This is a genomic window from Flagellimonas sp. 2504JD4-2 (assembly GCF_053642935.1).
In genome coordinates this window covers 712,967-728,197 of the sequence record NZ_JBSIOV010000002.1, presented here as the reverse complement: position 1 = coordinate 728,197, position 15,231 = coordinate 712,967, and the positions used below count along the sequence as shown (strand labels likewise).

Genomic DNA, 15,231 nt, shown 5'->3' with positions numbered 1-15,231 from the left:
TTTTGTTTTTAAGCTTTTGTACCAAAGTTACTTCCATTGAAAATCTCCGTTGGAAAAGGACCAATCGTTTCCAAAGAATCCGGCACATTTAACGGCATCCGTTCCATATTCCATAATACCATTGCTAAATAGCAATAAATCAGGATAAGAAGTGCCATTTAAGAGGTAATGGTTGCTATAAATTGCTTTCATGCCCTGAACACCGGTGGCCGTAACTACACCAACACTTGCAGTATCACTATCCGGTCTAGGCGCTACAAAATATAGCCCCCATTGACCACCTCGGACTTCTTTGCCGTCCAAAACAGCACGATTGTTTTCTACCAGCACCGGAAAATTCTTCAACAACTTGTTCCAGACTGTATTGTTGCTTTTGTTGCCATAAACTACAATATTTCTGTCTGTATACTTTTTTAGGTCAAAGTCAACATCGGATACAAGCTCAACCGAACCATTGGCCCGATAATAGAAAGTCTCCGCATCCAAACGTGCTTTGTTATAATACCAATCATTTTCGGTATCGTTTCCTTTAGTGGCATATACAAAGACCATCTGGTTGTTAAAAGCATCCTTAAATCCACCATTTCGGTGTGGTCCTTTTTCCTTCAAGGACGGTTTTGCAGTAGGTTGCCAAGTACCATCAACCTTCTTATAATAGGTAAGTGTTTTGGAAGGAATCTTAATTATGGTCCCATCAATGCTTAATGTATCAGAGGCTAGGTTCATCGCTCCTAAATCCAATCCTACAACCGATGCATTCTCCGTACTTATAGATGCTCCGTTTTCCTTTGAAAAGTTTACGGAACTGATTTCAAAAGGTTTTTGTTGCTGATGGATGGTGATAAAATGCGATTTAGCTGAAACCCCGGGCGAAGCCGTATAGAATTCCATTTTGTTGATCAATGAATCGGCTTTTATGGTCCTGTTTTTAAACAATTCAAAAATGGGTGGCCAATCCATACTGTGATTACCATACCAATGCGTGCCTCCAGGGTATTCATAATAGGTAAAATCGGGGTGGAACTTGCCCAGTACCTCCCGCATGTCACGAGCAATAAAAGTAGGAACCACATTGTCGATTTCGCCGTGGAGCACATAAACCCCATGTTGGAGGTAATTGCGCTTCAGCTTTAAGGTACGACTAGGATTCCCTGCGCGAAGAATCATGTGGTCCATATCGGTCAATAAAGGCTTCTTTTGCATTTCCTTTAATCGCTCCGGAGTGATGCCCCATCGCTTGCGTTCAGCTTCACTGGCAGTTAGGGCACGCTTTATAAAACTGTCGCGGTATCCCAAAAGGTCCGGATAACCGGCACAAGGTGCAATGGCGGCAAATTTATCAGGATAGGTAGCTCCCAAATACCAAGTACCATGGCCTCCCATGGAGTGTCCTGTGAGATATACTTTTTGAGCATTGGGTTGATATATCCTTTTTCCCTCGGCCAATACTTCCAGTGCATCCAATCGCCCCCAGTCCTCCCATGCAAAACCAAAGGGTCTGCGATTGGTGGGAGCAACAACATGGCCCCAATCCTTTTGTTTATAGGCATTGGCCTGGTTGACTGCTTCCACAGACGCTCCATGGACGGATAAGAACAAGGCTCCATTTTCCAAATCTTTGGTCGAAGAAGGTGCCACACTAAAATATTGCACACTATTATCAATTTGACTTACAAATGTGCGTTTGTGTTTGTCGTATTTGGATTTGATCTGAATATCCACTTTCTGATTATCCAGAGTAATATTTGAACTGTTTTGCAAGGTCAAATCCAATGCAGATTCTGAAGCTTCGGTGTTTTCGGGTACTGATGAGATTTTAAAAGCTACTTTTCGCACGCTCATTGGCGGTATGGAAGGAATTGTGGTTGTTGACTCCTTTCCTTTGTGAACTAGATGGATTTTATGATTTTTCACCCAATTATCCGATGCGTTAATGACACGAATCGCTCCTTTATAATCCATATTTTCTTCAACAAGCAAATCTGGCAATGTCATATCCCGTGTTGTAAAGATTACCGGGGATTTTGGTTGAATTAAACGAGCACGAACCCTCGGAAACCTTCCTGCTTTGAGAACAAAAACATTGATGCCCTTTTTGAGCGTAACGGGAATTAAACTGTAGCCAAAATCATAATAGTCACCTTCGTGGGGGTAACCATTGATGATAGCCTGGGTGTGGCCGGAAGCTTCAAAAAGTACTGTTTTGGCACTGGATGAGCGGTAACTTAGGTATACGTACGCTCCTCTTAGACTTGGGTTATTGAAGGTGTTTGCGTCACCCACTTCCATTTTTGTCCAATTATGGGATTTTCCATTGTCATCAATTGCACCGACTTCTCCTTCCGAAACTGTTTTGTCGCTCATTAAAAAGTCCCTGAAAACCTTGTCCGTCGGAAAGGAAATGGAATTCAAAGCACTCCTTTTTGAAGTGAGATATAGCGCTTCCTTAAACACGTGGATTACTTTTCCCTCCCGTACCGTGTTTACCTTTTCTTTCCCAAAATATTCAACAATGTTTCCTTGGCGTTTCTGGGCTGAGGTATTAAAAAAACCAAAAACGGCAATTAACAAAATAAGTGATCGATGAAGTTGTGATTTCTGCATGAATTGATGATTTAAAGTGAAAATAATTATTAGCCGGTCCAAGGGCAAAAAGAATAGCTTACCCATAGCCATGGCTCGACGGATAACAGAGATATGGAAATAAAACGCATGAATATTACTTAAGGACAGCGGATTAATCGGCAATTGGCAACAAGGAAGAGCGGCTAAATGTATAGATAACAGCGTTTCACAACAAAAACTCGTCTCCGCGGGGTGAGTTTTTTAGTTTTAGGAAAAATTTTACAAAATGAAGCGAATAAGCCTTTTACTAGCGATATGCAGTTTTTCAGTCGGAATGGCACAATCCAACCTGAACGACATTTTGGCTGCGGGTCTAAATGATGCGGAACGATTTACAACGGCTTGGTTGGCCCCTGTAACAGAGGCAGGAGTTTATAGTATCTCAAATGGATGGTACAACTCAGCCGATGCCAAACCACTAGGTGGATTCGAAATCTCCATTGTGGGTAATATCACAGGATTTAAAAATAAATCAGACAAGAAGTCCTTTACCTTGAACACAGCAGACTACGAAAACCTTACGTTTGTGGATGGGAGCAGCTCTAGAGAGGTTGCTACGGCACTGGGAGATATTGAAGGTGTAAATGTGGCCATTAACGCTACCATTGAAGGGCAGCAGGTAAGTACCGCATTTGAGCTTCCTTCAGGTCTGTCATCAGAAGATTTGAATTTTGTTCCATCTGGATACATTCAAGCTAGCGTAGGTTTAATCAAAGGAACCGAAGTCAAGGCAAGATTCTTACCTAAAATCAATACTGATGATGTTTCCATTGGACTTTTTGGTTTTGGGGTACAGCATGATTTCACCAAACACCTACCAGCGGATAAATTGCTTCCCGTGGCCATCTCAGCAGTAATAGGATATACCAATCTTAGCGGAGAGTACGATTTTACCAGTACCGGGGTTATTTCAGGAGAAAACCAACGCATTGATGCCAAGTTCAGCTCTTGGAATTTTGCAGCAGTGGTTTCCACGCGTTTACCGGTAATCAACTTCTATGGTGGATTAAATTATATCACAGGAAAGGCAGATACCAATATTTTGGGTAGATATGAAGTCCAGACTTTAGGTGCTCCCATTGTATATAACGACCCGTTTTTGATCAATAATAAGATAAGTGGAGCTTCTGCAAATATCGGAACCAAGCTAAAGCTAGGTTTTTTCAGAATTAATGTAGATTACAACATAGCTGAATTCAGCACCTTTACTTTTGGTGTTAACTTCGGATTTAGATAAAAAAGAAATACCCGACCAAAATAAAGTAGGCCCCAACGAAAGTTGGGGCCTACTATTTTCATATATGTGCGTCTTCCACTATTATTCCCTGGTGGCGAAGACAGAACCGTTTTCCAGGGCTAGGATCTCAGGGTCATTGCTTTCTTCTAAGCTTACGATTACATCGGTTACATTCTCGTCTCCGAAGGTAATGGTGTATCTGCCATTTTCTTCGGACCATCTAAAATCCGTGTAATACGTAAGGTTGGTATCGGTATAACTTTGGTATCTTCCTAAATACACATCATTGAATATCCATTCTTCCCTAGTGGAAGAGTTTTTATTGCTGTCCTCGTTCTGGATAGAGGAATTTTTGACCCAAGTACCTAGAATGGGGTCGTTGTTTTCGGGAATACTGCTACAGTTGCTTATTGCAATTATGCAGATAATCGACAACAATGAAAAGAGCTTTTTCATAGTTTAAGTAGGTTAACATATTTGGGATAATGAGAACGAAGATTTGTTCCGAAGTATTGTCACAAATTCGATGTACGGTACGCAACTCATGGAATTCTTCGTTGAACTGCACACTTTGTTAACATATTAACGATTTCTACTATAGATGTATCAGAAAAAACCTATAAGCTAAAATGGGTGAAAGTCAGTTTTTTTCTGAGCTAAATGCCTTATTTTTGACCGATTAAAATAAAAATAGATAAAAATGAAAGTTACCGTAGTTGGAGCAGGAGCTGTAGGAGCTAGCTGTGCTGAGTATATTGCAATGAAAAATTTTGCATCCGAAGTTGTTTTATTGGATATAAAAGAAGGTTATGCCGAAGGAAAGGCAATGGATTTGATGCAAACGGCTTCCTTAAATGGCTTTGACACGAAAATCACCGGAAGTACTAGTGATTACTCAAAAACTGCGGGCAGCGATATTGCTGTGATCACATCGGGGATTCCACGAAAGCCCGGTATGACCCGTGAAGAACTTATCGGAATCAACGCTGGGATTGTAAAAACGGTTTCATCAAGTCTTTTGGAACACTCGCCCAATGCCATTTTAATTGTTGTGAGTAATCCTATGGATACTATGACCTATTTGGTACACAAGACCACTGGTCTTCCAAAACATAGAATCATTGGTATGGGTGGTGCTCTGGATAGCGCTCGTTTCAAATATCGATTGGCAGAGGCCCTTGAAGCTCCAATTTCCGATGTTGATGGAATGGTCATCGGAGGTCATAGTGATAAAGGTATGGTGCCTTTAATTGGCCACGCTACAAGAAACAGCGTTAAGGTATCAGAATTTCTTTCCGAGGATAAAATGGAATGGGTGGTACAGGAAACCAAAGTTGGAGGTGCCACATTGACCAAATTATTGGGTACCAGTGCTTGGTATGCCCCTGGTGCTGCGGTTTCAGGACTGGTTCAGGCCATTGCATGTGATCAACAGAAAATGTTCCCATGCTCTACTTTATTGGAAGGGGAATACGGTCTAGATGATATTTGTATAGGAGTTCCTGTGCTATTGGGCAGAAACGGTATCGAAAAGATTGTCGAAATCGACTTGAGCGATGCTGAAAAGGCCAAAATGCAGGAAAGCGCTGAAGGAGTTAAAAAAACCAACGGCCTACTTCAACTATAACCTTTAGGTTACATAAGAATTTTAAAATCAATGGGCAGGCGACTGCCCATTTGCAATTCCATCAATTTCTATTGGCAAATCTTGTCGGAAATGATATATTTGCACGCTGTTTATAAAAACTTCTAAAAATTTAATAATCAATGCAAAATAAGGGACTTATAAAGCTTTTTGCGCTTCTTTTTGGTCTGGTGAGCATTTACCAACTTTCTTATACGTTCATCACGGGCAAATTGGAAAAAGATGCTGAAACCTACGCCATTAGCCAAGTTTCAGAAGCTGAGGAGGATTATGTGGCAAAGCGTGAGGCTTTAGAAGCATCGTATTTGGATTCCATTGGAGCCAATCCAGTTTTGGGATATACCAGTTATGATGATGCGAAGAAAAAAGAATTGAACAAGGGATTGGACCTTAAAGGTGGTATCAACGTTACCCTTCAGATTTCTGTAAAGGATATCTTGAAAGGTTTGGCCAACAATACCAAAAATCCAGTCTTCAATAAAGCCTTGGCAGATGCAGATGATGCTTCCAAGAATAGTGACAACACCTATTTGGAACTCTTCTTTGAGGCTTTCGACGATATCAAGGGAGATACCAAATTGGCTTCACCAGATATTTTCGCGAACAAGGGGTTGAGTGATGCGGTCAATTTTCAGATGACCGATGATGAGGTTAAACCCATTATCCGAACAAAAATCGATGAGTCTATTGTTTCCGCTTTTGAAGTACTTCGTGAGCGTATTGATGGTTTTGGAGTAACACAACCCAATATCCAAAGAGAAGGGAATTCAGGACGTATTTTGGTTGAATTACCGGGAGCAAGGGATATCGCTAGGGCACAAGAACTATTATCAAGTACTGCCCAGTTGGAATTTTGGGAAACCTATTCCCAAAACAACCAAGGTTTGGGTGCCTTCTTTGTAAATGCCAACGAAAGATTAAAAGACATTTTGGAACCTGCCGAAGAGCTGGAGGAAGAGGTTTCAAAACCAGAATCAGAGATAGATTCATTGTTGTCTGATGTGGCTCAGGATTCGTTGGATTTGACCCTTCAGGTAAATCCATTGTTGAGCAAATTGATTCCTGCTAATCCTGGAAGTCATGCCATCGCGAGAGCTTTGGTATCCGATACTGCTGAGATTGGCGGCTATTTAAGAATGAGAGAGATTAGAAGATTGTTGCCAAACGATGTTCAGTTTACCAAGTTCTTGTGGGAAAGACCAGCAAAAGATTCTGAGGTGGTGGAACTCTTCGCGTTAAAATCAAACAGGGATAACACTCCTAGAATTAGTGGAGATGTAGTTTCGGATGCACAAGATACCTTCGACCAGTATAACAAGCCCGCGGTAAGCATGACCATGAATACCAGAGGTGCCAAGGAATGGGAAAAGTTGACAGGCGACGCCTTCAATAACCAAACTGGTATTGCCATCGTATTGGATAATAAGGTATACACGGCACCTGGAGTTTCTTCGGGACCTATTTCCGGTGGACGTTCCGAAATTACAGGGAACTTTACGGTTAACGAGACCAAGGACATTGCCAACGTATTAAGAGCCGGTAAACTTCCAGCATCAGCCGAGATTATCCAATCAGAGGTGGTTGGTCCATCATTAGGACAAGAAGCCATTGATAGCGGTTTTATGTCCTTTTTGATTGCCATGGCCTTTGTTTTGGTATGGATGGTATTTTACTATGGAAAAGCTGGAATCTTTGCCGATATCGCATTGGTATTGAATATCCTTTTGATTTTTGGGGTGTTGACCAGCCTTGGTGCAGTATTGACGTTACCTGGAATTGCGGGTATCGTATTGACCATTGGTATGTCGGTCGATGCCAACGTGCTGATATTTGAACGAATTAAGGAAGAAATAGCTCGAGGTAAAGGAAAGGCACAAGCAGTAGCAGATGGTTTCAGCAATGCATTGTCATCCATTTTAGATGCCAACATTACTACGGGTCTGACAGCGATTATCCTTTTCATCTTTGGCTCAGGTCCGATCAAAGGATTTGCAACAACGCTTTTGATAGGTATTGTTACTTCCTTGTTCACAGCAATCTTTATTACCCGTTTGTTGGTAGATTGGTACATTTCCAAAAAAGGAAGAAATCTGGATTTCTCAACAGGAATTACCAAGAATTTGTTCACCAATATGAACATCAACTTCTTGGGGAAACGCAAGATAGCTTATGTTGCTTCCTTTATTTTGGTTGGAATCGGTATTTTCTCTTTGGTGACAACCGGCTTGCAACAAGGTGTAGATTTTGTAGGAGGGCGTTCATATCAAATTCGTTTTGAAAAAGCGGTAAACCCATCCGAGATCGCTTCTGAATTGAATACAGTATTCGGTAGTGGAACCAATGTAAAAACCTTTGGTGAAGCGAATCAGATTAAAGTAACCACTCCGTATAAAGTAGATGTTGAAGGGATTGAAGTGGATAATGAAATTCAGGACAAACTTTACACCTCGCTTCAAAAATACTTACCAGATGGTACTTCTTTTGAAGATTTTACGGTTGGTGCTTCCGAAAAATCAATCGGAATACTGCAATCCGTTAAGGTAGGGCCTACCATTGCTGATGATATTAAAAAGAACGCTTTCTTGGCGATCATTGGTTCTTTGGCGGTTGTATTCCTATATATTTTACTGCGATTTAGAAGATGGCAGTTCTCTTTGGGTGCTGTGGTAGCGGTATTCCACGATGTAATGTTCGTATTGGGAATCTTCTCGCTTACAGGAAAGATTATGCCTTTCAACATGGAGATTGACCAAGCATTTATCGCTGCAATTCTAACGGTAATTGGTTACTCCTTGAACGATACAGTGGTTGTTTTTGACCGAATTCGTGAAATCGTCAACCTTAAAGGTTGGAAGAACGGGGAGAACATCAACCAGGCGTTGAACAGTACCTTGAGCCGTACGTTGAACACCTCCTTAACGACCTTGATCGTGCTTTTGGCCATCTTTGTTTTTGGTGGGGAAAGTTTGAGAGGATTTATGTTCGCTATGATCGTTGGTGTGATGGTGGGTACATATTCTTCGGTATTTATTGCAACTCCAATCATGTTCGATGCTTTGAAAAAGAGGATAACTTCTTCCAAGGAATAGTATCGAAAAGATTTAGATATATGAAAGGCCACTCTTTAGAGTGGCTTTTTTTATTGTCAAACTGAGCCTGTCGAAGTTTTTAAACTCTATGCTTATCAAATGTCTTCGACAAGCTCAGACTGACATTTTATGCCTTAGGAATTTTGGGCAGATTTTTACTTAATGTAGTTACGGTCAATGTAAGCGATGGCCTGAGCCTGGGATAGGGCAGAAAAATTTTTATAGCGCTCATGCACATCAACAATTTCGTCCAAGGCTTTTTCGACCAGTTCTTTGTTTTCCCATCCGTTTAAGGCTTCGACAACGGTAGCCAAGCATCCCTTTTTGTAAGCAATCTGACCTAGGACGTGGATTAAGGTGTTCTTCACGCGAGCAGTTTTGTCATGTTCCAGTTCCTTAAGCAGTGGAAGAATATCTCCTGGATATTTACGGCCCCTTAGCTCTATTCCATGGCAAACTTCACGTCGTACTTCCTTGTCTGGATGATGTAAATATTTCCTTGCCCAAGCTAATACCGGTTTCGGATTTTTCTCTCCCATCTTTTTAACGGATCCGATAACTGCATTTCGAACGGAATGGTGTTCATCGAACAATCCGGTATCAAAAAAATGTACAACGGCATCAAAATCAGTTTTTCCCAATTCCCCAGCAGCATTGATGGAAGTTTGCCTCACCTTTTCGTGTTCGGATCGCATTAATTTATCAAGTTGGAGAACGATGGTGCGGATGGGAACTTTTTCGGCCTTGTAAAGTTTCCCAACGGCCAAGTATCCCGACTTTCTGATATACGTATCCTCATCGGAAAAGTATTTGAGGATATTTCCCTGTTGTCCCTTTTGAAGGTCGGTCAATAGGTCTGATTGAATTTTTTGAACCAGCTGGTCCCTTTCCTCTTTCTCTAAATCATAGAACCCCATTTGGAATCAGATTATTTTGGGGGAAGTGACATTACATATTCAAACCCTTTTTGAAGATAGTTTCCAAGTGTTTCCGTATCTCCAAGCAGGGATTCCGGAATCAACACATACTCTCGCATAGTGGCTCCATAAGATTTAAAAGATTTAGCGCCGAAAGCTTTATCAAATTCGACCGTGTCTTCTTTTGAAAGCCGAATACCCAATTGATTATCTTTATTAACCAATGAGAACATATACCCATTCGATGAGGTGTAAGGCATGGTCTTTCCCTTACGCTCAAAGTTGGGGTTATTGGCAACTACTTCATCATATATTTTGATAACCGTATACCTATCCATCAGTGTTCGAGTTTAAATGATTTGCTTTCTACTTTTTTCGCGACATCACGGATGACGTCCAACAAATAATCAATGGTTTCCTCTGTCTTCCTATGATTGATCAAACAAGCCCGGATGGCGTAGTCACCTTTAAGTTTGGTACCCATGATAAAAACCCGTCCATCCTTTTCGAGTTCGGGCATCAGCCTGTGATTGAACTCCACAATGTCCTCTTTATCGGTCATATTTCCTAGATATCTGAAACAGGAAACCGCCAACTTCGAATCGGCCACTAATTCAAAATCCTTTGAAGCTAGGACTTGCTTATTAAGATATTGGGTGAGATCAATATCCTTTTGGATCATTGCTTTGAACTTCTGCATTCCGTACGCCTTAATGCTCATCCAAACTTTGAATGCTTTGGCGTTTCGGGATAACTGAAAGTAATGCTCGTTGAATTCCAGGCGATGACCATCATTGGCCAGTTCCGTATCCAAGTAAGCGGCTTTCTTATAATACGTTCTGCGAAGGTTATCCCAATTTCGAACCAGGGTACAGCCTGCTTCAAAAGGTTGGTAGAGCCATTTGTGGAAGTCAAGAGCGATGGAATCTGCGCGCTCCATTCCCTTGTACTCAGGTTTTAGATGATCCAAAACAGCAGCTAGTGCACCGTAAGCACCATCAACATGATACCATAATCCATACTTTTCCGCTAGATTGGCCAATGCTTCCAAATCGTCTATGGCTCCTGTGTTAACAGTTCCTGCATTTCCGATAAGACAGAAAGGTTGGAGTCCATCAGCGATATCTTGTTTTATGGTTTTCTCCAAGGATTCCAAATCTATCTGAAATACATCATTGGTGCTTATCTTTCTAAGGTAATCACTACCAATACCCAACAGTTCAACACTCTTATCGACACAGTTGTGGACCTCTTCCGAAGCATAAACGACAAAGGGTGCCTGCCCAAAAAGGCCTTTTTGACGGATGCCTTCTTTTTCAAAGAAAGTATTTCTCCCCACGGTAAGGCCTGTTAGGTTGGCGGCAGATCCTCCACTGACCAAAACCCCACCGGCATCGGATGTAAATCCCAGCATTTGAGCCGTCCATTTAATGACCCGTTTTTCGATTTCGTTCATGGCGGGCCCCAAATGCCATTTGGTCTGATTTTGATTAATCGTGGTGGCCAACTTTTCGGCAATAATTGAAATCTGATTGCCTCCGGACATTACGTAAGCATACATATGCGGTCCAAGGTTACCTGTTGCAGTGTTCAACACCTTTTTTTCAACTTCATCCAACAGTTTCGAGTTATCCATGCCTTGTGCGGGTAATTCCTCATCAAACCATTGTTCTACTTGGGATTGCGGGTAGTCGTGATACCCTTTTTGCTGATGGATGTTTTCAAACTGCCTCAAGACAAGTTCGCTGCTCTTATCTAAAAGCGCTTTGTAATCGTTTTGTGTGAAATCCAGAGTATTATCGGTCATAGCAGAATAGTTAACCTCCCTTTATTTTGAAGGAAACATAAAGATAAGTGTATTTGGAATTTTATGCTACTGCAACGATTTGGACATTGCTTGGAACTTGAAATGCTCTTTTCCTATTTGGAAATCATGGTCCCCGATTTTGTCGAAACCATTCTTTTCATAAAATCTAATCGCCCGTGTATTTTCTTTTAGCACAGAAAGCCAGATTTTTTCAGATTTGCTTGCCGCTTCTTCGAGAAGTTCATTTTGAAGCGCCAAACCGACTTTTTTGGATAAAAAATCCTTGAGCACATAAATCTTTTGGAGTTGACACACGTCTTGCGCTTCGATAAATGGAGAAGGTGAATTCAATTTCAATTTTGCATATCCCACAGGCAAACCATCGATGTATGCCAACCAATAAACATTGTTGGGTTTGGTAAGGCTGTTTTTAAGTTTTTCCACATTAAAGGTATGGTCAAGATAATTTTCCAAATCCGTCTTATCACTGAAATAGTGGCTAAATGTTTCGGAAAAAGTTATTCTTGCCAAAAGGGCAATTATGGTTGCATCAGATGATGTTGCTTTAGCTATCTGCATGTGGTTGTGCCTTTCCTGTGGACCCGGATTGGTTCATTTCCAAAATGTAATCAAATTGAGGCTCCAATCCAACTTCTTTCCTGTGCGAGACAAAAACAATGGCCGTGTCACTTTCTTGCGCAATTTTATTGACCAAGGAAACAAACAATGCTGCATTCTCATCGTCGAGACCTGCCGTGGGTTCATCCAAAATGAGCAAAGGCGGATGTTTGATCATGGCTCTAGCGGTCATTACCAAGCGTTTTTCGCCTGGGGTAAGATTTAGAAATTGTTTGTTCCTTTTATCTTCCAGTTGTAACAGCTTGACCCATAAAGCAGCTAAACGCTTTGCTTGGTCCGAAGCTTTCTTGTAAAGCCCGATGGAATCATAGATTCCTGAGATCACCATATTTTCGAGAGTGTGGTACCCGTTGAATTTATCCGTCATTGCAGGGGTGAAGTACCCGATTTTTTCCTTCAGGTCCCAAACACTTTCACCACTACCTTTTCTTTGCCCAAATAAGGTAAGATCTTGTCCATAGCCCTTGTGGCTATCACCTGTAATCATTGAAAGCATGGTGGTCTTACCGCTACCGTTGGGACCGATAAGCTGCCAAAATTCCCCTTTTTTAATGGTCCAGTTGATTTTGTCCAATACCTGGCGTCCATCAAAACTCACCGAAACGTTTTTGAAATCGACAAGTTCCGAACCTTTCACGGTAATAGGTTCTAGTGGAGGCGGTATGGTCTCTGTGAATTGGTTGGATTGTCTGGTGTTTTCTTTCCAAAATGCATCGGCATCGGAATAAGCTAAAAGTTGACTTTGCTTTAGTTTGAAAAAATCTGTAGTGATGGAAAGTATGTCATCCAATCGGCTTACAATCTGAACCAAGGGAATGGACTTTGAGATCGATAGCAATTTATCTTGAAGATAAGCTTGGGTGGCAACGTCCAAATTGTCGTAGGGATTTACCAAGATCAAAAAATGCGGGTTTTGCTCCAATAAGTAATGAAGCAATGCTTTTTTTTGTTCTCCACTACTCATCGATTTTAAGGATTGGGAAGAAGCGCTTGTGATTATTTTGGTGTCATGCCGCTCTTCCTCATCCATGAACCTATGTATTTCGGATCTGGAAAACAACAATCCCTTTTTGTTTTCAAGATTCTTAAATCCATGAATTGGGACACCTTTCAACAAGTCAGAAACCAAATCTTGGGTTTGGGATTTGTTATCGATCAGTATCGCATAGTTTTTGGTTGGGTTCATTTAGTATAAATCCAATGGATTTCAAAATTAAGATTATCCTTGACTTACCCTAAAGATATGTACAGGATTGTCTTTGTAAGTGGTTGTTTTGTCCAGGTGCATCCCGTTTTTTGAAGCTACTTTTTGGGACGGAATGTTATCCACATGGATTATGGAAATCAAGGAAGCGGCATAATTGTTTTCAAAGGCAAAGGTTTTGCATTTTTGGGCGGCCTCAATGGCGAAACCTTGCTGCCAAAATTTGGGTAGTACCGAGTAGCCAATTTCCAGTTCTTCAATTTCATCCACCGTTTGTACCAAAAGACCACAGATTCCGACCAATGCACCGGTTGCTTTCAGTATTAAGGCGTTCATTCCGCCGGAACCTTCCTCATACCGTTCAAAAATGCGATCAAACTGGATTTTACATGCTTCTATTGGATCAGCGGGCAATCCATCCCAAAATTCCGTGGATTTTGGATTATCATAAAACGGAAGCCAAGCATCAAAGTCCGAAGGAAGTACTTTTCGGAAAAGCAGTCGTTCGGTAGTTTGATTTTCGAGTAAGTAATCGGGCATTATAATTTATTGTAGGAAATGCTATCACCAACCATTAAACCCAATTTGTCTGAAAGTCCTGCGTTGATTTCCAGTACATATTTTATAGGGACCCCAGAGGATAAACCTGTTTCATCAAAGGGCCTCGCATTCTTTTGGAAACTGGCAATTTTTAAATTTTCATCGATATAGATGATATCCAACGGAAACTCGGTATTCTTCATATAAAATGAATGCATGGCAACGTTGTCAAAAACAAACAACATCCCTTGATTTTCTTCCATGGAATCCCGGTACATAAGCCCCGTCTGGGTTTCATATTCAGTTTCAGCAATCTCAATATCAAATTGGATGGGAGTTGCTTCATCCGTTGCACCAGTTATTGTAAGTTCACCTTCTTTAGTGAACGAAATGGTTTCGGTCTTTATCTCCTGTTTTTGTTCATTTTTGCAGCCTACGGCCACGAAAAGACTAAACACCAATATCAAGGAAAATCTAATATGCTTGAATACCATTGATTGCAAATTGAACATTGTTACAGTTGTTTATTGTTTTGATGGCCTGAACATAAAATAGAGCCCGACCAATATCATCGGAATACTCAACCACTGACCTGTGGAAAGTAACCCCAACGATTCTTCGAAACCACCTTGGCTCTTTTTAAAATATTCCACAAAGAAACGTACCGTCCATAGGCATACCATAAATAGGCCAAATAGGTACCCTGTCTTGTTCTTTTTGTCTGTTTTCCAGTATAACCTATACAAGAGCACAAATACAAAGAGATAACATATTGCTTCGTATAACTGCGCTGGGTGACGATAGGGAATGGACTCCAATAAACTTGCAAATTCTGGTTTGTTCTCTAAAGCCTTGTAGGCAGCACTTACGGTTTTTTCTTTGGTTTCCCGCATGGCGCGATACGCTGGCATATCGTCCGAATCCCTAATAAATCGAACCGCAAAGGCAAAAGACTTGTCTACAATCTTACCGTTGATCTCGGAATTGAAAAAATTACCAAAACGTACAAAACTGGCTCCGATAGCGGATGGAATCACCATTCTATCCAACAACCAAAGCATATTGATATCCTTCCATTTTCTGCAATACAACCAGACGCCTATTATTGCGGCAATAGTAGCTCCATGACTGGCCAAACCAGTAAACCCGGTGAACTCATAACCATTAATAAAACCAAATAAGGAACTGTCGGCGCTTTCACGAATGGGCAAAAGAATTTCGGCCAAATGGTTTTTATAATAATCCCAATCGTAAAAAATAACATGCCCCAAACGAGCTCCCAACATGATTGATATTAGACCATGCAGAAACAGCGAATCTACCTGCTGCATGGTCTTTTTTTCATTCAAAAAGATTTTTTTGATGATGTACCACCCTACAATAAAGGCGGCTATCCATAGTAGGTTATAATACTTAATTTGAAGAAATCCCAACTTGAACAATGTGCCATCGGGGTTCCAATTAAAGCCTAAGAAGTACATAGGGTAAAATTTTGGTCTAATATAACTACTTTGATCGGTTAGATGGC

13 protein-coding genes are annotated in these 15,231 nt (G+C 41.0%); 3 read left to right on the top strand and 10 right to left on the bottom strand.

Annotated elements, in window-relative coordinates; translation table 11 throughout:
• Positions 1 to 27 precede the first annotated feature (27 nt).
• Positions 28 to 2,604 (bottom strand): alpha/beta fold hydrolase, encoded by a 2,577-nt coding sequence (locus tag ACULLH_RS09945; RefSeq protein WP_454088592.1) that lies wholly within the window; start codon positions 2,602 to 2,604, stop codon positions 28 to 30.
• A gap of 247 nt (positions 2,605 to 2,851) precedes the next feature.
• Between ACULLH_RS09945 and ACULLH_RS09940 the strand changes: the two genes are divergently transcribed.
• Entirely contained in the window at positions 2,852 to 3,862 is a 1,011-nt protein-coding gene (locus ACULLH_RS09940; protein ID WP_454088591.1) for a DUF6588 family protein, read from the top strand.
• A gap of 81 nt (positions 3,863 to 3,943) precedes the next feature.
• On the opposite strand, the gene ACULLH_RS09935 is transcribed toward ACULLH_RS09940, so the two are convergent.
• Complete coding sequence (locus ACULLH_RS09935; RefSeq protein ID WP_454088590.1) at positions 3,944 to 4,318, bottom strand: hypothetical protein; 375 nt, start codon at positions 4,316 to 4,318, stop codon at positions 3,944 to 3,946.
• A gap of 244 nt (positions 4,319 to 4,562) precedes the next feature.
• On the opposite strand from ACULLH_RS09935, the gene mdh reads away from it, so the two are divergent.
• A complete protein-coding gene (gene mdh / locus ACULLH_RS09930; RefSeq protein ID WP_454088589.1) occupies positions 4,563 to 5,489 on the top strand; it encodes a malate dehydrogenase in 927 nt (308 codons plus the stop codon).
• Between the two features lie 140 nt (positions 5,490 to 5,629).
• On the top strand, positions 5,630 to 8,596 hold the full coding sequence (secDF, locus tag ACULLH_RS09925) for a protein translocase subunit SecDF (protein WP_454088588.1): 2,967 nt from the start codon (positions 5,630 to 5,632) through the stop codon (positions 8,594 to 8,596).
• 155 nt (positions 8,597 to 8,751) lie between these two features.
• Here secDF and ACULLH_RS09920 read toward each other — a convergent pair whose 3' ends face one another.
• From ACULLH_RS09920 to lgt, 8 genes are all read right to left on the bottom strand, one after another.
• On the bottom strand, positions 8,752 to 9,513 hold the full coding sequence (locus ACULLH_RS09920) for a HEAT repeat domain-containing protein (RefSeq protein WP_454088587.1): 762 nt from the start codon (positions 9,511 to 9,513) through the stop codon (positions 8,752 to 8,754).
• 11 nt (positions 9,514 to 9,524) lie between these two features.
• The gene (locus ACULLH_RS09915) at positions 9,525 to 9,851 is read right to left on the bottom strand and encodes a hypothetical protein (protein ID WP_454088586.1); all 327 of its coding nucleotides are present in this window, start codon (positions 9,849 to 9,851) and stop codon (positions 9,525 to 9,527) included.
• Positions 9,851 to 11,320, bottom strand: coding sequence for a pyridoxal phosphate-dependent decarboxylase family protein (locus tag ACULLH_RS09910; RefSeq protein ID WP_454088585.1), 1,470 nt, complete (start codon positions 11,318 to 11,320; stop codon positions 9,851 to 9,853). Before ACULLH_RS09910 ends, ACULLH_RS09915 begins: the two co-directional genes overlap by 1 nt.
• A gap of 66 nt (positions 11,321 to 11,386) precedes the next feature.
• Positions 11,387 to 11,899, bottom strand: coding sequence for an N-acetyltransferase family protein (locus tag ACULLH_RS09905; RefSeq protein ID WP_454088584.1), 513 nt, complete (start codon positions 11,897 to 11,899; stop codon positions 11,387 to 11,389).
• Entirely contained in the window at positions 11,886 to 13,145 is a 1,260-nt protein-coding gene (locus ACULLH_RS09900; RefSeq protein WP_454088583.1) for an ABC transporter ATP-binding protein, read from the bottom strand. Before ACULLH_RS09900 ends, ACULLH_RS09905 begins: the two co-directional genes overlap by 14 nt.
• Before the next feature lie 33 nt (positions 13,146 to 13,178).
• Positions 13,179 to 13,703, bottom strand: coding sequence for a GNAT family N-acetyltransferase (locus ACULLH_RS09895; protein ID WP_454088582.1), 525 nt, complete (start codon positions 13,701 to 13,703; stop codon positions 13,179 to 13,181).
• A complete protein-coding gene (locus tag ACULLH_RS09890; protein ID WP_454088581.1) occupies positions 13,703 to 14,197 on the bottom strand; it encodes a DUF192 domain-containing protein in 495 nt (164 codons plus the stop codon). Before ACULLH_RS09890 ends, ACULLH_RS09895 begins: the two co-directional genes overlap by 1 nt.
• 30 nt (positions 14,198 to 14,227) lie before the next feature.
• Positions 14,228 to 15,184 carry a prolipoprotein diacylglyceryl transferase gene (lgt, locus tag ACULLH_RS09885; RefSeq protein ID WP_454088580.1) on the bottom strand — a complete coding sequence of 319 codons (957 nt, stop codon included), beginning with the start codon at positions 15,182 to 15,184 and terminating at the stop codon, positions 14,228 to 14,230.
• Positions 15,185 to 15,231 lie beyond the last annotated feature (47 nt).